A 21,821-nucleotide genomic window follows, 5' to 3' on the forward strand; every position below is an offset into this window, starting at 1 on the left:
AAAGTCCAGATAATGAGTAAAAATTTGACGAAGAGAAGTGAGGATTATTCCAAATGGTATAATGAACTAGTAGTAAAAGCAGATTTGGCCGAGAACTCCGGCGTAAGGGGTTGTATGGTCATAAAACCCTATGGGTATGGTATCTGGGAAAAGATGCAGGCCGCCTTGGATAAAATGTTCAAGGAGACGGGGCATGAGAATGCGTACTTTCCGTTATTCATCCCAAAATCATATTTAAGTAAGGAGGCCAGTCATGTTGAAGGTTTTGCCAAAGAATGTGCCGTTGTAACCCATTATAGGTTAAAGAATGCAGAGGATGGAAGTGGAATCATTGTGGATCCTGATGCTAAGTTGGAAGAGGAGCTGATTGTTAGGCCAACCTCTGAAACCATAATTTGGGATACCTATAGAAAATGGATACAGTCCTATAGAGATTTGCCATTGTTGATCAATCAATGGGCGAATGTGGTGCGATGGGAGATGCGTACCAGGTTGTTCTTGCGAACATCGGAATTTTTATGGCAAGAAGGGCATACCGCACACGCTACTGAAAAAGAAGCTCTTGCAGAAGCTGAACAAATGATGAACGTGTATGCTGATTTTGTAGAGAATTTTATGGCGGTTCCAGTAATTAAAGGGACTAAAACAGAAAGTGAACGATTTGCCGGTGCTATTGAAACTTATTGTATAGAGGCACTAATGCAAGATGGAAAAGCTTTGCAGGCAGGAACCTCCCACTTTTTAGGACAGAATTTCGCGAAGGCATTCGATGTGAAATTTGCAACAAAGGAAGGGGATAAAGAATATGTTTGGGCTACTTCGTGGGGAGTTTCCACGCGCTTAATGGGAGCTTTGGTCATGACCCATAGTGATGACAATGGCCTTGTCATACCTCCAAAATTAGCACCGATTCAAGTGGTTATCGTTCCTATTTATAAAGGATTGGATCAGTTGGATGCGATTTCGGAAAACGTATTCCCCTTAGTGAAGGAGCTTAGGTCGAAAGGAATTTCTGTAAAATATGATGATAGGGATACTCATAAGCCTGGGTTTAAATTTAATGAATATGAACTTCGTGGTGTGCCTGTTCGATTGGCCATAGGACCAAGGGATATGGAAAATGGTACTTTCGAGGTTGCCCGAAGAGATACGTTGCAAAAGGAAACCGTTGCCGCTACTGAAGTGGTGTCCAAGATTGAGTTCCTTATGGATGATATTCAGAAAAACATGTACCAAAAAGCATTAAAGTATAGAGATGGCCATATTACAGAAGTTAATTCTTATAAAGAGTTCAAGGAAGTCTTGGAGGAAAAGGGAGGATTTATTTCGGCTCATTGGGATGGTAGTAAAGAAACAGAAGAGCTTGTAAAAGAGGAGACTAAGGCTACGATTAGGTGTGTTCCAATCGATGCTAAGGAAGAAGAAGGAGTGTGCATGGTAACTGGTAAACCATCTAATAAAAGAGTTCTGTTTGCTAAAGCTTATTAAAAGATTTCAAAAAATAATATTCAGGTGTTGCGATAGTTAAAAATAATTGTATTTTTGCATCCGCAATTGCGCAAAGTATGGTCCGTTCGTCTAGGGGTTAGGACGCCAGGTTTTCATCCTGGTAACAGGGGTTCGATTCCCCTACGGACTACAACGTATTTGGAGGGTTATTCCAAATAGGCTTAACGGCCCGTTCGTCTAGGGGTTAGGACGCCAGGTTTTCATCCTGGTAACAGGGGTTCGATTCCCCTACGGGCTACAAAAATTGAATGGATGTAAATCCTAAAAAATAGTATAACAAATTATAAAATGGCAAATCACAAGTCGGCATTAAAGAGAATCAGAAGAAACGAAGCGGTTCGTTTGCGTAATAGATATCAGCATAAAACTACGCGTAACGCTATTAAGAGGTTGCGCGCAGAAGAAACTAAGAAAGATGCTGAGGCTTTACTGCCAAGTGTTGTTAGTATGATCGATCGTTTGGCGAAACGTAACATTATACATGATAATAAAGCGGCCAACTTAAAGAGTAAATTGGCGAAGCACGTAGCTGCATTATAATTTTATTTACGTTAAAAATATAAAGCCTTCCTCTTTGTAGGGGAGGCTTTTTTTTGTTTATAATTTTTCTATAAAGTTTGCCAACTGAATGGAATTGTCATAATGTCCGATTTATCCATTGATTTAAGGTGTTTGGATAAATTTTTCGGGTTCTATCGAAAGGTTAATCTTCTGACCTTTGAAACCCCCACTGTTACCCATCATACAATAACCACGATAAGGGTTCTTAAAACAGTTCGTAATCCGTATTTGATTCAAAGTATCATAGTCTGTATATTTTATATTATAGAGAACAGGAAATATGGGATAAAAAATCAATAACGATAAGGAGCCATAAAACATCAGGTTGCACGATTGTATAGGGTTTTAATGATTTTATCGAACTTAATAAAAATGAACAGCCAAACTGAACAATTTTTTATCAGAAGGAATTTTATGCTGGGCTTAAAATGACTACGGTATATTTATGTGAATTTTCTAAATCTTTTCATTAATAAAAATCCAATGATATAACATGTATACAATACGCCAATCGTGATAAGGTGGTAAACAGATAGATTATGGCTTATGAAAAAGTTGTATTCAAAGCCTAAAATGTACATGTTAATAGGGTAAATGGAATAGAATAATAGGATCCCAATACTGATCCAAAAAAGTAGATTGCTGGTGTGTGGAATTTTATAGTCCTTTTTAATTGTTGTTAGAAGGTAAGTTAGGGCCGCATAAACTAAAAAAACAGACCCGATGATAATCGCTACATTTTGGGGTTCAGTAAGAAAATCTTGAATAAACAAATTCACGACACACGTGATTAAAAATAGCACTGAGCCATAGTCGATAATCTTTCTACTCACGGGTGTGTTTATGGTATTACGATATATGTATAAGAAGTAGAGATTGTAGATAATATCAAATATATTGAAAATGGCAGTGTTGTATTCATAGTAATTTTTCTTGTAAACAATTTGAACATCTTTTAAATCCCTCACCATAAGACCAAGAATTTCGGACAATAATGTGTAGGCTATGACCAAGGGGAGGTATTTTAAAATCGTGTCATAGTATAGCCGGTATTTTGTCAGTGACAAAACAAAGGCAGCCAAATATAAAAGGAAAAAATAATTACTTAAAAAGTATTCAAACATCATAGTATAGTCAGTTATATCATAGATACTTATGATTACTGATTCTTTGGTGGTGGAACTCCAGTACCGCGATTGAGTGTCAAGCTTTGTCCATTTTGAAAGGTTTTTAAGTTCGTTTTACTTTTTTTGAAGTTGGGAACGAAAGAAGCTTGGACTTTATTCGAGGTGGAATCTAGATTTCCATATTCTTTCACAGCTTCGAAATTATCGGCTAGGGGAATGGCTACTTGTCCTTCCGCTCCTCTATCGACATAAAACAAGTAGTCTCGTTTTCCGTCGTTATACGTCGGTGAAAGCATAATAGAGTTTTGTCTGGGATGTATTATAGAATCTTTTGATCCTGGAAAAAAATCTTGATCGGGGTAGTTGGAAAAGTAGAACCGAAGTGTTGAAATTTCAACGTTTGCTTCTTTTGCCTCTTGTTCGATAAATGCCAAATATTGTTTTATCGTTTTATAATCATAGTACACAAACCGTCCTACGTCAAATTTTTGATCATCATTATTTTGTTTGTTTATTGAGTCTTCATACTGTTGGATTAAAGGAACCCGTCTTTTGCTGTACATGTCATAATCAGCCTTAGCTTCTACTAGGTTAATAATCTGACTCGGGGCAGTAATTTCTTTAGTATCTTCCTCATTATTAGTATTTTGATCCCCGCAGCTACAAATACATAGAATAATCAAAAAACAGACGGTCTTACTGTTGAATTTAGAATGGTTTTTCATTTTAGGTGGTTTTAGTTACAATTTTATAGGAATAGTACACTATAGATTGAGGGAAAGATCTCTAGCTTGTTAAAGATATTAAATTAAATAGAGTAGCGCTAAGTGGATTTGGAAATTCGTTTTGCTAGCAGCTCTGAGTTTTGGTCAAAAAAAATCCCGATTTCTATCGAAAAACGGGATTTTTAAATTTATTCCAGAATTAGTTTATTGGTTCATGGTCATTAAGAACTCTTCGTTATTCTTTGTTTGCTTAAAACGCTGTTCTATAAATTCCATTGCTTCTATAGGGTTCATGTCGGCAAGGTATTTCCGCATGATCCACATGCGTTGAAGTGTGCTTTCGTCCAATAACATATCGTCTCTACGAGTACTCGAAGAAGTAAGGTCAATAGCAGGGAAAATTCTTCTGTTCGCAATTTTACGGTCTAGTTGAAGCTCCATGTTACCGGTACCTTTAAATTCTTCAAAGATAACTTCGTCCATTTTAGAACCGGTTTCTGTAAGTGCGGTTGCTATAATGGAAAGTGATCCACCACCTTCAATATTACGGGCGGCACCAAAAAAACGTTTCGGTTTGTGCAGGGCGTTGGCATCAACACCACCGCTCAAGACTTTACCTGATGCCGGTTGCACCGTGTTGTAGGCTCTTGCCAAACGGGTAATCGAATCAAGTAATATGACTACATCATGTCCACATTCTACCAATCGTTTTGCTTTTTCAAGTACAATGTTTGCTACACGCACATGCTCTGCAGGTTCTTTATCAAAAGTTGAAGCAACCACTTCGCCACGTACATTTCGTTGCATATCGGTAACCTCTTCTGGGCGTTCATCGATAAGCAGAATAATTTGATAAACTTCGGGATGATTTGCGGCAATACCATTCGCGATATCTTTCAAAAGCATGGTTTTACCTGATTTTGGCTGTGAAACGATCATGCCACGTTGTCCTTTTCCAATAGGCGAGAACAAATCTATAATTCTTGTGGAAATCGTACTTTGGCGCTCTGCCAAATTAAATTTCTCTTGAGGGAATAGTGGTGTCAAATGCTCGAAAGACACACGGTCACGAACTATTTGGGGATCTATGCCATTAATTTTATTCACCTTAATAAGTGGAAAATATTTCTCCCCTTCTTTTGGAGGTCTTACATTTCCTAATACCGTATCCCCAGTTTTTAAACCGAACAGGCGAATCTGTGATTGAGAAACATAAATATCATCTGGTGACGACAAATAGTTATAGTCTGAAGAACGTAAAAACCCATAACCATCTTGCATGATGTCCAAAACACCTTCACTGGCGATGATAGAATCGAACTCGTATTCTGGTTCCTTGTACCTATTTTTTAAATCCTTGTCAAAATTACTCTTGTCGTGGGTAGTTCTAGGATTAGGTTTTTTATTGCTCGTGTTATTATTTTGAGGGGAATTTTTTTGAAAATCTTTTTTGTTGTTCGGTTGGTTAGCGGGTTTAGGACGGGGCCTAGGTTTTCTGCTTTCAACAACATCTTTGTTGTCATTTTCTTTTGAATCCTCTTTTTTTGTGGCTTCTTCCTTAGTGTCAGTCTTTTCTTTTGCCTCGCTCGGGGCTACTCGAGCTCTTGGTCTCGGTTTTGGCTTAGTCTTTTCAACGGCAGGTTTACTTGCCTCCTCTGTGGTGGTCGGTGCAATTGCGGCTGCTACTTTGGGATTTGCTGCCTGCAGGTCAAGAATTTGGTAGACTAAATCTAATTTTTTCAAGGTTTTGAATTTAGGAACCTTTAGTCCTTTAGCTATATCCTGAAGCTCAGGAAGCTTTTTTGATTTTAAATCTGAAATCTCAAACATTAAATAATGGAATAAATTATATGTGATTTGTATTGAAAGAAGTAAATTTTATTTTTTGGGTAATCTTAAGGATTGTTTCTCCTTATTGGTAGGTGTTATTCATGATAACGAAGCAATATTACAAATTATTTTGAATAATTGAGTTATAATTTTTGAAAAGACCTGTATTTTTGCAGTAATAAGTTGTAATTAGTTTATGATTCAAAGAATTCAGAGCGTTTATTTGATTATTGTAGCCCTACTTGGTGGAGTATTGCCTTTTTTTTTCAATCTTTGGGTAAATGTTGACGGGGGCGAGGTTTTTGCTAGCAATGAAATGCTTATTTCCATTACGTTTTACGCCAGTGCGGTTTTGGCAATTTGGTCCATGGTTAGCTTTAAAAATAGAAAAAATCAGTTTGTTATCAATAGACTGAACATGATATTGAATGTTTTTTTATTAGGATTTTTTGTTTACCGATCACTAAACTTATCCGGAGAGACCTTGGTCTCTGAGAAGGGTATTGGGATGCTGATTCCAGTATTTTCTATCGTTTTTTTAGTCCTTGCCAATAAGGCTATAAAGAAGGATGAAGATCTTGTAAAATCTGTTGATCGTTTGCGTTAAACCTAACATCTTAGTAGTATTAGTGCGTTAAACCCGGGGTAGTTCCCGGGTTTTTTATGTTTGATATTCCATTATTGGCAGAGACATTGCTGAATCTAGCAATTCTTTTCATTTCTTTTCTACTTCTCTTAAAATGCTTTTCTAAAAATTGTAAGAAGGGGTTATCGCTAACGTTTTCCCAATTCTACGATTTCCAAATCTTTTATTTCCGCTTTGTCAATTACAAATCTAAGCATGGTCCGTACTTGATGAAAACCATGCTTACCACAGGCACCTGGGTTCATGTGTAAAACACCTAACTTTTTGTCCCACATTACTTTCAATATATGTGAATGTCCGCAGATAAAAAGTTTGGGTGGATTTTCCTTGATCTCTTTTCGTGTGCATTCATTGTATTTGGGAGGATACCCTCCAATATGTGTGATCCAAACATCGACTTCTTCGCAGAAGAAACGTTGGTTCAGCGGAAATTCTTTTTGGAGGATATGGTCGTCGATATTACCATGTACGCCCCGCAAGGGTTTTATCTTCTCCAAAGAATCGGTCACGGTCAATGAGCCAATATCGCCGGCATGCCAAATTTCATCGGCCCACTTGGCATGTTTTAAAATGGTATCATCTATATAGGAATGGGTGTCAGAAAGTAAAAGAATTTTGGTCATTTTTGTGTGGGTGATGTAGTTGTGATCCTATCCCAATTTATTTTAGTGTATACCTCCAAAGTATACCTGTGTTATTGAGCTTCAATTTCAGGAATAGGAAAACATCCTTTTTAATACCTTTGTGGCTTACAAAATTAGCATATCCTTTTGAGATATTTCATTCAATTTTCATACTTCGGCAAAGCCTATCATGGGTGGCAGAATCAACCCAATGCCATAACCGTTCAGGAAGTGTTGGAAGATACCATGTCAAAATTATTGCGCATGCCCATATCATTAATGGGGGCAGGGCGTACAGATACCGGTGTACATGCAAAGCAAATGTATGCCCATTTTGATTGTGGATCTCTTGAAAACATAAACGAGCTAATTTTTCGGTTGAACTCTTTTCTTCCCAATGATATCGCCGTGCAACGAATTTTTGAAGTAAATAATAATGCACATGCCAGGTTCGACGCTTCTGCACGAACATATGAGTATCTTGTCACAAAATTGAAGGATCCATTTGTGCAGGACATGGCCCATTGTATAAAACAAGATTTAGATTTAGTGCTAATGAACACTGCGGCTACCCTGTTATTGGGTAAGAAAGATTTTGAATGTTTCTCAAAATCGAAAACTGACGTTTTTACCAATGTATGTGATTTAAGACAGGCTCAATGGACCTTGGAAAATGATATGTTAACCTTTACCATTACGGCAGATAGATTTCTTAGGAATATGGTACGGGCCATAGTGGGAACCCTTTTAAATGTGGGTTCTGGGAAATACCCGGCCGACCATGTTAATACCATATTAAAAAGCAGGGATCGTACTAAGGCAGGTGTATCCGTTCCTGCAAAAGGATTATATTTGACTTCTATAATTTACCCCAATACTATTTTAAAGAATGGATAAGGATTCTGGCAAAGCTTTTGATACCCGTCTTTTTAAACGCTTGATGGCCTACACCCGCCCCTATAAGTTAGTGTTTTATGGGGTAGCCTTAGCGGCCATTTTGTTGTCGATATTCGCGATCCTCACACCTTTAATCGTAAAGAAAATTATTGACGACGCCATTAAGCAAAGTAATGAGCAGATGTTGCTGTATTTAACAGTGGCAATGCTCGTTGTATTATTAGGGCAGGTAATTAGTCAACTAGCATTCAATTATTATGCAAACTGGTTGGGAGAATCTGTGATTAAGGACATTCGTATTGATCTTTTCAAAAAGATGCTTGGCTTTCGCATGAAGTATTTTGATAATTCTTCGTTGGGAGTTCTCGTAACACGGGCTGTTGCTGATATGCAGCGGATAGGGGAAATTTTTAGTCAAGGATTTTTTGTAATTGTTGCCGATTTATTGAAAATGTGCATTGCAGGTATCGTTATGTTGTTCATTAATTGGAAACTTGCTCTAATCGTTTTTGCCGTGTTGCCGATAATCGTTTACGCAACACGCTTGTTTCAAAAAGCCATGAAAATTGCCTTCACCGAGGTTAGGGCAGAAGTGTCCAACCTTAATTCCTTCGTACAGGAACGTATTACGGGAATGAAAATAGTGCAGTTGTTTACCCGAGAAAAAATTGAGAGCGATAAATTTAGGGAAATCAATGAAAAGCACAAAAAGGCGTGGTTGAAGACGGTATGGTACAATTCCATTTTCTTCCCAATAGCCGAAATTGTTTCTTCCATTACGGTCGGATTGATCGTTTGGTACGGAGGCTTGCAAAATGTCGCGAATATCTCCACCGATATTGCAGGTACCGTATTTGCATTTATCATGTTGATCGATTTGCTGTTTAGGCCTCTACGTCAAATAGCCGATAAATTTAACACGCTGCAAATGGGTATGGTGGCCGCTAACCGGGTTTTTAAGATATTGGATACCGACAGCCATATTCAAGATGTAGGTTCTTACGAAAATGGAAGTATTAAAGGGGATATCAGTTTCAATAATGTACGTTTTGGTTATTTGGAGGATGAAGAAGTGCTTCACGGCATTTCTTTTGAGGTGAAAGCTGGTGAAACTGTGGCCATCGTTGGGGCCACGGGTGCCGGAAAAAGTACCATTATCAATTTATTGAACCGTTTTTATGAAATTAATTCTGGGGTTATAGCGATTGATGGCGTTGATGTCAAAGAATTTAAACTTTCTTCTTTGCGCTCCCATATTGCGGTAGTTTTACAAGATGTCTTTTTATTTGCAGATACCATTGCCAATAATATTTCTCTAAAGAACCCATCTATAACGGTTGCAGATATTGAGAATGCCGCAAAAGCTATCGGTGTCGATGAATTTATAACTAGTCTTCCTGGGGGGTATGCTTATAACGTCAAAGAAAGAGGGAGTATGCTTTCAAGTGGGCAACGCCAATTGATTGCATTTTTAAGGGCCTATGTCAGTAATCCAAGTATTTTGGTGTTAGATGAAGCTACCTCATCTGTTGACACGTATTCTGAGCAATTGATACAGCGGGCGACCGAGAAAATCACACAGGGCAGAACTTCCATTGTCATTGCGCACCGTTTGGCTACAGTAAAGAAGGCTGATAAAATAATCGTTATGGATGCCGGAAAAATCGTTGAAACGGGGAACCATAAAGAATTAATTAAAAAGGGAGGTTATTATAGTAAACTCTACGAGGCTCAATTTTTGGCAGAGGAAATTGTTTAATCAATTTTACAAGCCGGGAATTTTGGCCATGGTTCGGCTTAAACTATTTTTCTATTAAACCAAATCTTGTTTCAGCATATTGCCTAACTGCGTAATAGAATCGTACATAACGAATTCACCGTTTTTGATATATGAAATGAGACCGGTTTCCTCACTTACCACTAGGCTTAGGGCATCCGTTTTTTCACTGATACCTACGGCCGCTCGATGACGTAACCCAAAACGTAGCGGAATATTACGTTCGTTAGAGACCGGAAGAATGACCCTTGTAGCAACAATATAATTTCCAACGATAACGGCAGCCCCGTCATGTAGTGTGCTATTTTTATAAAATATGCTCTCTAGAATGGGTTGATTGATTTCAATATTCATCCGGTCGCCAGTAGATTTTATAAAATCTAATGAGTTACTACGTTCTATGACCAATATGGCACCTGTTTTTGTGCTAGCCATTTTTTCACATGCCTTTAAGATGGAATCGACATCGGTATCGGTCGATTTGCCTTCTTGTTTTAAAAATTTAAAGTGTTTGATGAAGTTTCGTTTGTTTGCAAAGTTGGTCGATCCGATCATCAATAAGAATTTCCTGATTTCTTGCTGGAAAACGATGATTAGTGCTATAAGCCCTACTTGCATAAAGGCCCCTACCATACTACTGATCATCTGCATATCCAACAGTTCGGTCAATTTCCAAAAAGCCCAAACGATAACGATTCCTATGAAAATATTTATAGCTACTGATCCGCGTACCAGCTTGTAGATGTAATAGAGCAATACGGCAACGAAAATGATATCCAGGATATCTGTAATCTTAAAGTCAATAAAATTTAAAAAATCCAATCAGTACCGTTTTAGTAAAATTAAAAAAAATAGCGCAATAGAAATAAGTATAAACTTAGGCATTTAATTGTTCATGTAGATGCACACATTCCACAGCTTCTTTTACGTCGTGTACCCTTAAAATAGTGGCCCCTTTCTCCAAACATACCATATGTAAAGCGCTAGTGCCATTAAGAGCTTCATTTGGAGTAGTGTCTAATAATTTATAGATCATAGATTTTCTACTGATTCCTGCCAATAAGGGCTTGTCTATCATTTGAAATAATTCAAGTTGTTTCAAAAGTTGATAGTTCTGCTCTAAAGTTTTTGCGAAACCGAAACCGGGATCTATTATTATATCTCTTATGCCTTTTGATGCAGCAAAAGCAAGTCTTTCCGAAAAATAGTATAAGATTTCTTTTACCAAATCTTTATAATCAGTTTGATGTTGCATCGTTTGTGGAGTGCCTCGCATGTGCATCATGATATAAGGAACACCCAGTTCTGCAACGGTATGTAGCATTTTTTGATCCTGTAACCCTGCAGAAATGTCATTGATCATTGCGGCTCCGGCTGCAACACATTCCTTAGCAACTATACTTCTAAAGGTGTCAATGGATAAAATTGTTTCGGGAAAGGTTCTTGAAATCAGCTGCACAATGGGTACAATGCGTTTCAACTCCGTTTCCGCATTTACTTCTTGCGCTCCTGGCCTCGTGCTGTAGCCGCCAACATCAATGAATGTTGCTCCATCTAAAAGCATTTTTTCAACTCGGGCAAGAATACTCTTTTCATTCGTATATTTTCCGCCATCAAAAAAAGAATTAGGGGTAAGGTTCAAGATTCCCATTACCTTGGGGTGTTCTAAAGAAATAAGTTTACCGTTGCAGTTTAAGGTCATTTCTAATTTTTAGAGGGAATAAGTGCCATTTTTCAAGTTTAAACCATCAGCCTTGACGGTTACAAAATTTTAAGCGAAATTTACACAAATTAGAAAGAACTACATGCTAAAAACGGCACAGGAATATGATTCGGTCATTAAGGTTTGCTTGAATCTTTACGAAAAAAAAATGTCGGATTATGGAAGTGCTTGGCGTATTTTAAGACTTCCATCCCTTACGGATCAAATCTTTATAAAGGCACAACGTATCAGAAGTCTTCAGGAAAATGAAGTGCGAAAGGTGGACGAAGATGAGCGTTCAGAGTTTATCGGAATCATTAATTATGCGGTTATGGCACTCATCCAATTGGAATTGGGTGTTGTGGATCAGCCAGATTTAGATATGGATAAAGCGGTAGAGCTATACAAGAAACATATTCTGATAACAAAAGAACTCATGCTGAATAAAAACCACGACTATGGTGAGGCATGGAGAGAAATGAGGGTTAGTTCATTGACCGACCTTATTTTACAAAAACTTTTAAGAGTAAAACAAATAGAGGATAATAAAGGTAAAACATTGGTGAGCGAAGGAATTGATGCTAACTATCAGGATATGATCAATTATGCTGTTTTTGCCTTGATTCATTTGGGTGGGGAAACAAAAAAATAAAACGTGATAATGAAGTATTTAGTAGGGTTCGTAAGAATATTCGTTGGTGTTCTCTTTATCATCAGTGGTTTTATAAAGTTGAACGATCCCGTCGGATTTTCCTTTAAATTAGAAGAATATTTTAGTCAGGGCGTACTTGATCTACCATTTTTAACGCCCTACGCCCTGGCGATTTCAATTTTGGTCGTGATTATAGAAGTCATGGTAGGGGTTATGCTTATTCTGGGGTATAAGCGCAAGATTACCGTATGGACTTTAATCGCAATGATAGTGTTCTTTACTTTTCTTACATTTTATTCGGCGTATTTTAATAAAGTGACCGATTGTGGCTGTTTTGGAGATGCCATTAAGTTAACACCTTGGGAATCTTTTACTAAAGACGTGGTTCTATTGGTATTGATACTCATTTTATATATTGGTAGAAAATACATCACTCCATTTTTAAAACCTCATACAATTACTGCCTTTTTACTGGCTTCATTGTTGATTTGTATCGGGTATGTGTATTATGTTTTGAATCATCTCCCTGTGATTGATTTTAGGCCTTATGAAATCGGCAAAAATATCGAAGAGGGTATGAGTGTGCCAGAAGGGGCGCCCAAAGCCATTTTTGAATATAAGTGGAAATTCAATGTGGGTGGTGAAGAAGAAATTTATACGACCACAGGAGATTATCCCACTGTAGATGGTGAATTTATAGATGTCGAAACAAATGAAATTCAGGCGGGCTATGAACCTCCTGTCCATGATTTTACCATAGAACAAGAAGGCCAGGATTTTGCAGCATCTTTACTACAGGACCCCATGTTGGTCATGGTAATTGCGTATGATCTTCGAAAATCAGATTTAGAAGTTTTTAGCAAGATTAAATTGATGGCGGATGAAGCACTGAAAAATGGATTTAAAGTAATCGGAATGTCCGCTTCCGGTCCAGACCAAACAGCCTTGCTAAAGGAAAAGTATGATTTGAATTTCGACTTTTACTTTACCGATGAGACTACGTTGAAGACTATTGTAAGATCTAATCCGGGCGTATTGGTTTTGGAAAAGGGAACTATAAAACAAAAAGTACATTATAACGATTTAGAAGACTTGAACTTTGAATAAATATTTAAAATCTATTTACGAATAATTAGAAATAAAGAGAAAATGAGATCAAAAATAGTAGCAGGAAATTGGAAAATGAATAAGAACTTGGCTGAAACGGACTCACTGTTGACCGAGTTATCGGCAAAATTGCCCGATACGGATGCCGAGGTTATGGTAGCGCCGACTTTTGTAAACTTAACTAGAGCTTTGCAAACACTTGAAAGCTCTAAAATAGAGGTTATTGCACAGAACATGCATTATGCGGAGAGCGGAGCTTTTACAGGTGAAATATCTGCGGATATGTTATTGAATATAGGCATCGATACGGTAATTATCGGCCATTCGGAAAGAAGGGCTTATTTTGGAGAAAGTGATGCTATTTTATCCAAAAAAGTAATTACCGCTCTTAAAAACGGAATGAGGGTCATGTTTTGTTTTGGAGAGGAATTGGATGACCGTAAGTCTGGAAACCATTTCAATGTGGTAGAGAGTCAATTGAAAAATGTATTGTTCAATTTAGAACCGTCAGCATGGACGAATATTATTCTGGCCTATGAACCGGTTTGGGCCATAGGTACAGGAGAGACCGCCTCACCTGAACAGGCGCAGGAAATGCATGCTTTTATCCGTAAAACAATTTCAGAAGCATTTGATAGCACAATAGCTACCAATGTATCCATTCTGTACGGAGGCAGCGTTAAACCAAGTAATGCCGAGGAAATCTTTTCGAAGCCCGATGTTGACGGTGGTTTGATTGGTGGCGCATCCTTGGTGGCGGATGATTTTATAGCTATCGTTAAAGCTATTTAGTGCTATTAGAATTCCAAAAAGTATAATGAGCAATACCATATATATAGAATACCGTTTTACGATAGTACCTCCAGAACCGGCTTCCGATATTCTTATAGCGGAATTGGGCGCAGCTGGTTTTGAGAGTTTTGTGGAAGAGGAAAATGGAGTTTTAGCCTATATCCAGAAAGAGGATTGGTCTCCGGATATTCTTAATGACATAACAATCCTCTCTAATTCTAAATTTGATATCGATTACGACTATAAGGAGATTGAACAGGAAAATTGGAATGCCACTTGGGAGCAGAATTTTCAGCCCATTGTCGTGGATGGAATATGCATGGTCAGGGCTCCTTTTCATGAACCGATCGATGTTGAATATGATATTATCATCGAACCTAAAATGAGTTTTGGTACGGGGCATCATGAAACAACACACATGATGTTACAGCACATTTTACAATTGGATGTAAAGGATAAATCTGTTCTAGACATGGGAAGTGGTACAGGTGTTCTGGCTATTTTAAGTGGTATGAGAGGAGCGTCCAATATTGATGCTGTTGACATAGATAATTGGTGTTACCTGAATGCAAAGGAGAATGTGGAGCGTAATCATATGGATTTTATTAATGTATATGAAGGCGAGGTGGCCTTGCTAAAAGGTAAAAAATACGATGTGATTATCGCTAATATTAATAGAAACATTTTATTGGCAGATATTCCGGCGTATGTTGAAGCTTTGAACAAAAATGGAATTCTGCTTTTAAGTGGTTTTTATACAGAAGATTTGGTTATGATCAATGAAAAATGTTTTGAAGTAGGATTAAAGTTCGAAAAAAATTTAGAACGAAATAACTGGGTTGCCGCAAAATATGTAAATTAGAAGGTATTAATTGTAATGGAATGAGCACGAAAGAAGAAATTTCCGAAGAACTACTTTTAGACGAAGAAACGGTTCAGCAAAATGAAATCGTTCTTTTCAATGATGAGGTCAATACGTTTGACCATGTAATAAACACATTGATGTCCGTATGCGAACATACCCCTGAGCAAGCGGAGCAATGTTCCCTAATTGTACATTATAAAGGCAAATGCACGGTTAAAACAGGTGAATACAACGATTTGAAACCCCGTTGTTCTAGGTTATTACAAGCCGGTCTTAGTGCTGAGATTGTTTGAATGGAAAAAGGAAGGGTAAAGGTCTTGACTTTATTGCTTCTTAAATTCGAACAGATTCTTCTTAAAGCGCATAAATGAACAATATTAAGAAAGACATAGTAAAACAAAAAAGCGCAAAGAAGGGGAGTGTATAATTATTTAGCAAATTATACGCATCCTTCACCTTCTCCAAAACATCATTTGCAACACGGCTCATAAATTTGTTGTTTTAAAGCTGTAAAGTTCCTTTTTATAAAAATTGTAAACGTTTTTTTTAGTTGAAATGAACTTTCTTTAGTTAAACGGATAATTGTAGTTGATTTATGATTTAGATGTGACATAAAACAAAAAACCCCTTATCGATAAGGGGTTTTTTGGATTAATCTAAAAAAAATAAATCAAATTTATATAAAATGTGTTACTTTATACCAATGGCACTCCGTTCAATCTTTTTTCAATCTTTTTCTTTTTCTCGGTTAATCGTTTCATAACATCCATTAGACTAGGATCTTTGGTTTCTTTATAAACCTCATTGATGCTTAAGATAAGTGCTTTTGCCTCTCTTGAAGCTTCTACTCGGTCACTAGTGGACATGTTGCTCATTTTTCGACTTTCAAATTCTTGAGCTTTTTCAAGTAACTCCATGTGATGCTTTTTTTTCAAAGTTAACATAATATTCAAATTACGCAATTCTTTGGTAATTGTATCTACTTATAGAGCGATTAGATAATAGTATTTATGAACAATTTAACTAAACAGGTACATAATTGATTTAGAAAGGGGTATTTATAAAAGATTTGAGCCGTTTAAGATGATGTACACCATATAGTATTTATGCTTAAAATTGCTTTACGTTCAAAAATTAAGCTTAATATTGAACTTTATGGTATTTTAGCGATTAATATATTGTCGAATCTTTAAGATTCTTTATATTTATGTAATCGATTACATAAGTTGAATATGATGAATTACGAATTTAGATATGCTGCTAACCCTGAAGACGCAAGGGCTTATGGGACAGATGATTTGAGAAGACACTTTTTAATCCCAAAATTGTTTGTGAAAAATACGGTTCAATTAACCTATTCTATGTACGATAGGTATATTGTAGGGGGAATAATGCCGGTAGATGAAGCCGTAAAATTAGAAACGATTCCCTATTTGAAATCGAAGAATTTCCTAGACCGTAGAGAATTGGGAATAGTCAATGTGGGTGGAAAAGGTACTGTATCTGTTGATGGGACTATTTATGAACTATCTAAAAAAGAGGCGCTATATATAGGTAAAGGTGCAGAGGATGTTGTTTTTGAATCCGTTGAAGAACAACAACCCTTGTTTTATATCAATTCTGCTCCTGCGCATAAAAGTTTTCCGACAAAAAAAGTAGGTAAAGACGAGGCTGAGGTGATTCAATTGGGAGATGAAAAGTATGCGAATAAAAGGGTTTTGAACAAACTGATAGTGAATAGTATTGTAGAAACTTGTCAGTTACAAATGGGCTTGACAGAGTTACTGCCAGGGAATGTGTGGAATACGATGCCTGCGCATACACATAATAGAAGAATGGAAACCTACTTCTATTTTGAAGTAGAAGAAGGACAAACGGTTTGTCACTTTATGGGAGAGCCACAACATACGCGCCATATTTTTATGGAGAATAATCAAGCGGTTCTGTCACCGGAATGGTCCATTCATTCAGGGTCAGGTACTTGTAATTATTCTTTTATTTGGGGAATGGCAGGTGAAAATTTAGATTATGGAGACATGGATGTTTGTGCTCCAAATGAATTAAGATAGTATAGTGAAGTTATTTGATTTAAAAGGAAAACGTGCTTTAGTTACCGGTGGAACCCATGGTTTAGGAATGGCTATAGCCGAAGGCCTGGCCAATGCAGGGGCGGAATTGGTCATTACGGGAACCACACCTTCTAAAATGGACAATGCGTTGTCTCATTATAAAAGCAAAGGATATACGGCATCAGGTTATATTTTTGATATTACGGATGATGAACTGGCCGCAGTCAAAGTTTCTGAAATGGTATCGGAAATTGGTGAAATTGATATTTTGGTCAATAACGCCGGTATCATTAAAAGAGAATTGGCGACTACAATGCCGGTTGACGATTTTAGACGTGTAATCGAGGTGGACTTGGTGGGTGCGTTTATAATGTCCCAATTAGTGGGTAACCGTATGATAAATAATGGAGGAGGTAAAATCATAAATATCTGTTCCATGATGAGTGAATTGGGTAGGAACAGTGTTTCGGCCTACGCAGCTGCTAAAGGCGGATTGAAAATGCTAACCCGAAATTTAGCTACAGAATGGGCTAAGCACAACGTTCAGGTAAACGGTATTGGCCCAGGTTATTTTGCGACGTCCCAAACGGAACCTATTCGCGTTGACGGCCATCCTTTTAACGAATTCATTATCAATAGAACTCCGGCAGCAAGATGGGGAGACCCAAAGGATTTAGCTGGAACTGCTGTATTTTTGGCTTCAAAGGCAAGTGATTTTGTCAACGGCCAAATTGTTTATGTAGATGGTGGTATATTAGCTACTATCGGAAAACCATCAAACGAAAATTAATGAAGACTTCCACTTTAACCAATAGTACTTTTATTAACGAGGACTTTCTTTTGGAAAACAAGTTTTCCCAACGGTTGTACCATGAATTCGCATCACGGATGCCGATCATTGATTACCATTGCCATCTTCCTCCCAATGAAATAGCCAACGACCGTTCCTTTGAGAACCTTACGAAAATTTGGATCAATGGTGACCATTATAAATATAGGGCGATGCGTACCTTCGGTGTTGATGAAAAATTCATTACTGGCAATGCTTCGGACAAGGAAAAATTTCAGCAATGGGCGAAAACAGTTCCTTATACTTTAAGGAATCCATTATATCATTGGACTCACTTGGAGCTGAAACGCTATTTTGATATAGATGTTTTGTTGAATCCTGATTCGGCAAATGATATTTATGAAGAGGCAACGGCAAAATTACAAACCTCGGGTTTTAGTTGTCAAAGTCTAATAAAAAATATGAATGTAGAGGTGGTCTGTACTACAGAGGATCCAATAGATTCATTGGATAACCATGTGAAAATCGCCAAAAGTGATTTTGATGTAAAGGTAAGCACTGCTTTTAGGCCCGATAAGGCTATTTTGATTTCAAGCGAAACTTATCTTGATTATACTTCCAAATTGTCAGAGGTAAGTGGCGTTAACATTGATTCTTATAAATCTCTATGTGATGCGTTGTCCTTGCGATTAGATTATTTTGATAAAAACGGATGCAAATTATCCGACCATGGTCTTAGTTACGTTCCTTATAGAACATTTACAGATGCTGAAATAGACGTGATTTTTCAAAAAAGAAGAGCGAAAAAACAACTGAACTTAGAAGAGGATGAAAAGTTTCAAACGTCTCTGTTGTTGTTTTTATGTGAACAGTACCATAGTCGAAATTGGGTTCAACAATTTCACCTAGGGGCTTTACGGAATAACAATGCAAGAATGACCAGGCTTCTAGGTCCTGATACAGGTTGGGATTCCATTGGTGATTATCCGCAGGCATCCACATTGTCCAGTTTTTTAAATGCGCTGGATGCTAAGGATAAACTAACTAAAACGGTTTTGTACAATTTAAACCCTGCCGACAACGAAGTATTGGCTACTATGATCGGTAACTATAATGACGGTAAAATAAAGGGTAAAATGCAGTTTGGATCGGGCTGGTGGTTTTTAGACCAAAAGGACGGAATGACCAAACAACTCAATGCGCTATCTAACATGGGATTGATAAGTTGTTTTATAGGAATGTTAACCGATTCTAGAAGTTTTCTTTCGTATCCCAGACATGAATACTTTAGGAGGATACTCTGTAATCTTTTCGGACAGGAAATGCAAAAAGGAGAATTACCACAGGATTTTGACTTGGTGGGTAAAATCATTGAAGATATCTGTTATAACAATGCAAAAGAATATTTTAATTTTTAAGTCAAGCTTCAATTAAATAAACAGATGAATAAGGTAGTTACATTTGGCGAAATGTTATTGAGGTTATCCACTGAAAGACATTTACGGTTCTCACAAGCAGGGGCATTTAAATCGACCTATGCAGGGGGAGAATTCAATGTATCCGTCTCTTTGGCAAACTATGGTGTGGCTACGGAATTTATTACGAGACTACCGGATAATGATATAGGGCAATGTGCCTTAATGGAAATGCGTAAATGTAACGTAGGTTCAGATAATGTGCTTCTTGGTGGCGAACGATTGGGTATTTATTTTTTGGAGACTGGTGCGGGTACCCGTGGGAGTAAGGTCGTTTACGATCGGTCACATAGTTCACTTTCTACCATAAAAACTGGAATGGTTGATTGGGAGAAGGTCTTTAAAGGTGCCACCTGGTTCCATTGGAGCGGGGTTACCCCGGCAGTATCTGAAAGTGCAGCACAGGTTTGTTTAGAAGCGATAAAAGTGGCCCATGGCCTGGGTTTAACAATTTCATCCGATTTGAATTATCGTTCAAAACTGTGGAACTATGGGAGTACCCCTGATCAGGTAATGCCAGAACTTTTGAACTATAGCAATATCATTTTAGGGGATTTGGATACTGCTTTCTTTATGTTAGGAAAGGAACAAGTGAATCCTGATTATCAAAATAAAGAGTCACTACCTGAATTGTACGATTTGCTTTTTAAAGAATGTCCCCACTTACAAAAGGTTGCCACGACGTTACGATATTCAGTAAGTGCTTCCCATCAAAAAATAGGAGGGGTACTTTATGACGGAAAAGACTTGTTAACCGCCCCTATAAGAGAGGTTACTCCCGTAGTCGACAGAGTAGGAAGTGGTGATGCCTTCATGGGCGCACTTATTTATGGTCTTATGAATTTAAAGGGAGATCAGCAAAAAGCACTGAACATGGCCGTAGCTGCATGCTGTTTAAAGCATACCATTTCTGGAGATTATAATTTGGCCACGTTGGATGAAATTGAAAAACTAATGGCCGGTGATTCATCGGGAAAAGTAATAAGATAATTAAACAATAAAAATTAAGTAGAGAACAATGGCTCAATTCTCAAGACTAGAAGTCGTAGCAATGATGCAGAATAATGGAATGGTTCCTTTATTCTACCATCCTGATATTGAACTAGGTAAAAAGGTTCTTAAAGCTTGCTATGATGGTGGATCACGTTTGTTAGAATTTACTGCGCGTGGCGATTTCGCGTATGAGGTTTTCGTTGAACTGAATAAATTTGCCCTTAAGGAACTTCCGGGCATGATGTTGGGCGTGGGCTCCATTACGGATGCTGGTGCGGCTAGTCTGTTCATGCAAATGGGCGCCAATTTTATCGTTACCCCTTCCTTGCGTGAAGATATCGCCATCGCCTGTAACCGTAGAAAGGTTTTATGGTCTCCAGGTTGTGGCTCTTTGACTGAAATTAATAGGGCAGAGGAGTTAGGGTGCGAAATCATTAAACTCTTTCCTGGTTCTACTTACGGAACGGAGTATGTGAAGGCGATAAAAGGTCCACAGCCATGGACAAGTGTGATGCCTACAGGGGGAGTAAGTACAGATGAGAAAAATCTTAAAGGTTGGTTCGATGTAGGGGTCACATGTGTGGGAATGGGTTCAAATCTAATCAGCAATGACATTCTTGCCAATAAAGACTTCGCATTGCTTGAAAAAAGGGTTTCCTCAACTTTAGCGCTCATCCAAAAGATTAGAACAAATTAATGCAATGACCTATAACAAGCTTTTTATCCTATTGTTTTTTACGATTATACTCATGGGGTGTTCTGGTGAAAATGAGGGCAAAATTTTAAGATTAGGACATGGTTTAGATGTGAGTCACTCCGTACACAAGGCGATGCTAAAAATGAGCGAGGATTTGGAAAAACGTTCGGGTGGAAAGCTCAAGTTGGAAATATACCCTAGTCAACAGTTGGGTACGGAGCGGGAATGTTTGGAGCTTTTACAAATAGGAAGTTTAGACATGACCAAGGTTTCGGTTGGGGTATTAGAAAATTTTGCCCCGAAGATGAAAGTCCTTGGACTTCCATTTTTATTCCGAGATCGTCAACACTCGTTTGATGTGTTAGATGGCCCTATCGGAGAAATGTTGCTGAACGAAGGAGTGAAATATAGGTTAAAAGGTCTTGGCTATTATGATGCCGGAAGCCGTAGTTTTTATACCATGAACAAGCCTATTTTAGAACCTTCTGATTTAGAAGGTGAAAAAATAAGGGTCATGGAAAGTGCCACTGCAGTAAATATGGTCAAAGCATTGGGAGGTTCACCTACGCCTATCTCTTGGGGCGAGCTATATACTTCGTTGCAACAAGGTGTTGTGGACGGCGCTGAAAATAATCCACCGAGTTTTTATCTCTCCCGACATTATGAAGTCTGCAAATTTTATTCTTTGGACGAGCATACCGTTTTACCAGATGTGCTTTTGATAGGCACGTATGCATGGGAAAAACTGACGGAACAGGAGCAAAGGTGGTTGAGCGATGCCGTGAAAGAGTCGGTAAAATACCAGCGTATTCTTTGGGCGGAGGCTGAAGCGGAAGCCCTGCGTGAAGTAGAAAAAGCAGGTGTAGAAATTTTCAGACCAGATAAAACTTTGTTTGCTAAAAAAGTGGAACCTATTTTCGAAAGTTATAAGGACGATGCCGAAATATATCCACTCATCAAAGAAATACAGAAAAACAACTGAAC

The 21,821-nt window shown here is 37.8% G+C and carries 23 protein-coding genes and 2 tRNA genes; 18 read left to right on the top strand and 7 right to left on the bottom strand.

Translation table 11 applies throughout. The features are described 5' to 3' along the window. Positions 1-12: 12 nt before the first annotated feature. The 4 genes from proS to rpsT all read left to right on the top strand — a co-directional run bounded on the left by proS (position 13) and on the right by rpsT (position 2,049). A complete protein-coding gene (gene proS, locus ACNR9Q_RS07860; protein ID WP_419214056.1) occupies positions 13-1,488 on the top strand; it encodes a proline--tRNA ligase in 1,476 nt (491 codons plus the stop codon). Positions 1,489-1,567: 79 nt separating this feature from the next. Next, positions 1,568-1,639: transfer RNA gene (locus tag ACNR9Q_RS07865), tRNA-Glu, on the top strand. A gap of 36 nt (positions 1,640-1,675) precedes the next feature. Next, positions 1,676-1,747 (top strand) — tRNA-Glu (locus ACNR9Q_RS07870). A gap of 50 nt (positions 1,748-1,797) precedes the next feature. Continuing rightward, positions 1,798-2,049 carry a 30S ribosomal protein S20 gene (rpsT, locus tag ACNR9Q_RS07875; RefSeq protein WP_419214057.1) on the top strand — a complete coding sequence of 84 codons (252 nt, stop codon included), beginning with the start codon at positions 1,798-1,800 and terminating at the stop codon, positions 2,047-2,049. Between the two features lie 464 nt (positions 2,050-2,513). Here rpsT and ACNR9Q_RS07880 read toward each other — a convergent pair whose 3' ends face one another. The 3 genes from ACNR9Q_RS07880 to rho form a co-directional block, all read right to left on the bottom strand. After that, on the bottom strand, positions 2,514-3,083 hold the full coding sequence (locus tag ACNR9Q_RS07880) for a hypothetical protein (protein ID WP_419214058.1): 570 nt from the start codon (positions 3,081-3,083) through the stop codon (positions 2,514-2,516). A 146-nt stretch (positions 3,084-3,229) separates the two neighbouring features. Beyond that, positions 3,230-3,922, bottom strand: coding sequence for a hypothetical protein (locus ACNR9Q_RS07885; protein WP_419214059.1), 693 nt, complete (start codon positions 3,920-3,922; stop codon positions 3,230-3,232). Positions 3,923-4,126: 204 nt separating this feature from the next. After that, on the bottom strand, positions 4,127-5,752 hold the full coding sequence (rho, locus tag ACNR9Q_RS07890) for a transcription termination factor Rho (RefSeq protein ID WP_419214060.1): 1,626 nt from the start codon (positions 5,750-5,752) through the stop codon (positions 4,127-4,129). Between the two features lie 196 nt (positions 5,753-5,948). Here rho and ACNR9Q_RS07895 point away from each other — a divergent pair, with 196 nt between their 5' ends. Next, the gene (locus tag ACNR9Q_RS07895; protein ID WP_419214061.1) at positions 5,949-6,359 is read left to right on the top strand and encodes a DUF4293 domain-containing protein; all 411 of its coding nucleotides are present in this window, start codon (positions 5,949-5,951) and stop codon (positions 6,357-6,359) included. Between the two features lie 167 nt (positions 6,360-6,526). Here ACNR9Q_RS07895 and ACNR9Q_RS07900 read toward each other — a convergent pair whose 3' ends face one another. Continuing rightward, positions 6,527-7,021: a metallophosphoesterase family protein gene (locus ACNR9Q_RS07900; protein ID WP_419214062.1), complete on the bottom strand. Its 495-nt coding sequence runs from the start codon at positions 7,019-7,021 to the stop codon at positions 6,527-6,529. Positions 7,022-7,168: 147 nt separating this feature from the next. Here ACNR9Q_RS07900 and truA point away from each other — a divergent pair, with 147 nt between their 5' ends. Together truA and ACNR9Q_RS07910 are read left to right on the top strand one after the other, a co-directional pair. Continuing rightward, positions 7,169-7,918 (top strand): tRNA pseudouridine(38-40) synthase TruA, encoded by a 750-nt coding sequence (gene truA / locus ACNR9Q_RS07905; protein ID WP_419214063.1) that lies wholly within the window; start codon positions 7,169-7,171, stop codon positions 7,916-7,918. Continuing rightward, a complete protein-coding gene (locus ACNR9Q_RS07910; protein ID WP_419214064.1) occupies positions 7,911-9,677 on the top strand; it encodes an ABC transporter ATP-binding protein in 1,767 nt (588 codons plus the stop codon). The genes truA and ACNR9Q_RS07910 overlap by 8 nt, the downstream gene beginning before the upstream one ends. Before the next feature lie 54 nt (positions 9,678-9,731). Here ACNR9Q_RS07910 and ACNR9Q_RS07915 read toward each other — a convergent pair whose 3' ends face one another. Together ACNR9Q_RS07915 and folP are read right to left on the bottom strand one after the other, a co-directional pair. Continuing rightward, a complete protein-coding gene (locus tag ACNR9Q_RS07915; RefSeq protein WP_419214065.1) occupies positions 9,732-10,517 on the bottom strand; it encodes a diadenylate cyclase in 786 nt (261 codons plus the stop codon). Positions 10,518-10,572: 55 nt separating this feature from the next. Beyond that, positions 10,573-11,397, bottom strand: a complete 825-nt coding sequence (gene folP / locus ACNR9Q_RS07920; protein WP_419214066.1) for a dihydropteroate synthase — start codon at positions 11,395-11,397, stop codon at positions 10,573-10,575. Positions 11,398-11,500: 103 nt separating this feature from the next. On the opposite strand from folP, the gene ACNR9Q_RS07925 reads away from it, so the two are divergent. From ACNR9Q_RS07925 to ACNR9Q_RS07945, 5 genes are read left to right on the top strand one after another with little or no spacing between them, the layout of a single operon-like run. Continuing rightward, on the top strand, positions 11,501-12,049 hold the full coding sequence (locus tag ACNR9Q_RS07925) for a DUF1599 domain-containing protein (protein WP_419214067.1): 549 nt from the start codon (positions 11,501-11,503) through the stop codon (positions 12,047-12,049). Between the two features lie 9 nt (positions 12,050-12,058). Next, entirely contained in the window at positions 12,059-13,156 is a 1,098-nt protein-coding gene (locus ACNR9Q_RS07930; protein ID WP_419214068.1) for a BT_3928 family protein, read from the top strand. A gap of 42 nt (positions 13,157-13,198) precedes the next feature. Beyond that, entirely contained in the window at positions 13,199-13,948 is a 750-nt protein-coding gene (tpiA, locus tag ACNR9Q_RS07935; protein WP_419214069.1) for a triose-phosphate isomerase, read from the top strand. Between the two features lie 25 nt (positions 13,949-13,973). Continuing rightward, positions 13,974-14,810 (top strand): 50S ribosomal protein L11 methyltransferase, encoded by an 837-nt coding sequence (gene prmA, locus ACNR9Q_RS07940; RefSeq protein WP_419214070.1) that lies wholly within the window; start codon positions 13,974-13,976, stop codon positions 14,808-14,810. A gap of 20 nt (positions 14,811-14,830) precedes the next feature. Further along, entirely contained in the window at positions 14,831-15,106 is a 276-nt protein-coding gene (locus ACNR9Q_RS07945; protein WP_419214071.1) for an ATP-dependent Clp protease adaptor ClpS, read from the top strand. Positions 15,107-15,508: 402 nt separating this feature from the next. Here the strand turns inward: ACNR9Q_RS07945 and ACNR9Q_RS07950 are convergent, their stop codons facing one another. Next, entirely contained in the window at positions 15,509-15,730 is a 222-nt protein-coding gene (locus tag ACNR9Q_RS07950) for a hypothetical protein (protein ID WP_058104301.1), read from the bottom strand. 315 nt (positions 15,731-16,045) lie between these two features. On the opposite strand from ACNR9Q_RS07950, the gene kduI reads away from it, so the two are divergent. Genes kduI through ACNR9Q_RS07980 form a run of 6 tightly spaced genes read left to right on the top strand, consistent with a single transcriptional unit; the run spans position 16,046 to position 21,819 of the window. Next, entirely contained in the window at positions 16,046-16,882 is an 837-nt protein-coding gene (gene kduI / locus ACNR9Q_RS07955) for a 5-dehydro-4-deoxy-D-glucuronate isomerase (protein WP_419214072.1), read from the top strand. A 4-nt stretch (positions 16,883-16,886) separates the two neighbouring features. Further along, complete coding sequence (locus ACNR9Q_RS07960) at positions 16,887-17,672, top strand: gluconate 5-dehydrogenase (protein ID WP_419214073.1); 786 nt, start codon at positions 16,887-16,889, stop codon at positions 17,670-17,672. Further along, a complete protein-coding gene (uxaC, locus tag ACNR9Q_RS07965) occupies positions 17,672-19,090 on the top strand; it encodes a glucuronate isomerase (protein WP_419214074.1) in 1,419 nt (472 codons plus the stop codon). Before ACNR9Q_RS07960 ends, uxaC begins: the two co-directional genes overlap by 1 nt. 24 nt (positions 19,091-19,114) lie before the next feature. Next, positions 19,115-20,137, top strand: coding sequence for a PfkB family carbohydrate kinase (locus tag ACNR9Q_RS07970; RefSeq protein ID WP_419214075.1), 1,023 nt, complete (start codon positions 19,115-19,117; stop codon positions 20,135-20,137). A 28-nt stretch (positions 20,138-20,165) separates the two neighbouring features. Continuing rightward, positions 20,166-20,837, top strand: a complete 672-nt coding sequence (locus tag ACNR9Q_RS07975; RefSeq protein ID WP_419214076.1) for a bifunctional 4-hydroxy-2-oxoglutarate aldolase/2-dehydro-3-deoxy-phosphogluconate aldolase — start codon at positions 20,166-20,168, stop codon at positions 20,835-20,837. A gap of 4 nt (positions 20,838-20,841) precedes the next feature. Continuing rightward, positions 20,842-21,819, top strand: coding sequence for a TRAP transporter substrate-binding protein (locus tag ACNR9Q_RS07980; protein WP_419214077.1), 978 nt, complete (start codon positions 20,842-20,844; stop codon positions 21,817-21,819). Positions 21,820-21,821: the final 2 nt, after the last annotated feature.

The organism is Maribacter sp. X9, from assembly GCF_048537565.1.
In the GTDB taxonomy this organism is placed as follows: Bacteria; Bacteroidota; Bacteroidia; order Flavobacteriales; family Flavobacteriaceae; genus Maribacter.

What these genes read in the sequence shown, in the direction of transcription:
- tpiA (WP_419214069.1), top strand. Translation starts at nt 13,199, where the DNA reads ATGAGATCAAAAATAGTAGCAGGAAATTGGAAAATGAATAAGAACTTG.
- ACNR9Q_RS07950 (WP_058104301.1), bottom strand. Translation starts at nt 15,730, where the DNA reads ATGGAGTTACTTGAAAAAGCTCAAGAATTTGAAAGTCGAAAAATGAGC.
- ACNR9Q_RS07910 (WP_419214064.1), top strand. Translation starts at nt 7,911, where the DNA reads ATGGATAAGGATTCTGGCAAAGCTTTTGATACCCGTCTTTTTAAACGC.
- rho (WP_419214060.1), bottom strand. Translation starts at nt 5,752, where the DNA reads ATGTTTGAGATTTCAGATTTAAAATCAAAAAAGCTTCCTGAGCTTCAG.
- ACNR9Q_RS07895 (WP_419214061.1), top strand. Translation starts at nt 5,949, where the DNA reads ATGATTCAAAGAATTCAGAGCGTTTATTTGATTATTGTAGCCCTACTT.
- ACNR9Q_RS07930 (WP_419214068.1), top strand. Translation starts at nt 12,059, where the DNA reads ATGAAGTATTTAGTAGGGTTCGTAAGAATATTCGTTGGTGTTCTCTTT.
- ACNR9Q_RS07885 (WP_419214059.1), bottom strand. Translation starts at nt 3,922, where the DNA reads ATGAAAAACCATTCTAAATTCAACAGTAAGACCGTCTGTTTTTTGATT.
- prmA (WP_419214070.1), top strand. Translation starts at nt 13,974, where the DNA reads ATGAGCAATACCATATATATAGAATACCGTTTTACGATAGTACCTCCA.
- kduI (WP_419214072.1), top strand. Translation starts at nt 16,046, where the DNA reads ATGATGAATTACGAATTTAGATATGCTGCTAACCCTGAAGACGCAAGG.
- ACNR9Q_RS07975 (WP_419214076.1), top strand. Translation starts at nt 20,166, where the DNA reads ATGGCTCAATTCTCAAGACTAGAAGTCGTAGCAATGATGCAGAATAAT.
- ACNR9Q_RS07900 (WP_419214062.1), bottom strand. Translation starts at nt 7,021, where the DNA reads ATGACCAAAATTCTTTTACTTTCTGACACCCATTCCTATATAGATGAT.
- rpsT (WP_419214057.1), top strand. Translation starts at nt 1,798, where the DNA reads ATGGCAAATCACAAGTCGGCATTAAAGAGAATCAGAAGAAACGAAGCG.
- uxaC (WP_419214074.1), top strand. Translation starts at nt 17,672, where the DNA reads ATGAAGACTTCCACTTTAACCAATAGTACTTTTATTAACGAGGACTTT.
- folP (WP_419214066.1), bottom strand. Translation starts at nt 11,397, where the DNA reads ATGACCTTAAACTGCAACGGTAAACTTATTTCTTTAGAACACCCCAAG.
- ACNR9Q_RS07980 (WP_419214077.1), top strand. Translation starts at nt 20,842, where the DNA reads ATGACCTATAACAAGCTTTTTATCCTATTGTTTTTTACGATTATACTC.
- ACNR9Q_RS07945 (WP_419214071.1), top strand. Translation starts at nt 14,831, where the DNA reads ATGAGCACGAAAGAAGAAATTTCCGAAGAACTACTTTTAGACGAAGAA.
- ACNR9Q_RS07970 (WP_419214075.1), top strand. Translation starts at nt 19,115, where the DNA reads ATGAATAAGGTAGTTACATTTGGCGAAATGTTATTGAGGTTATCCACT.
- proS (WP_419214056.1), top strand. Translation starts at nt 13, where the DNA reads ATGAGTAAAAATTTGACGAAGAGAAGTGAGGATTATTCCAAATGGTAT.
- ACNR9Q_RS07925 (WP_419214067.1), top strand. Translation starts at nt 11,501, where the DNA reads ATGCTAAAAACGGCACAGGAATATGATTCGGTCATTAAGGTTTGCTTG.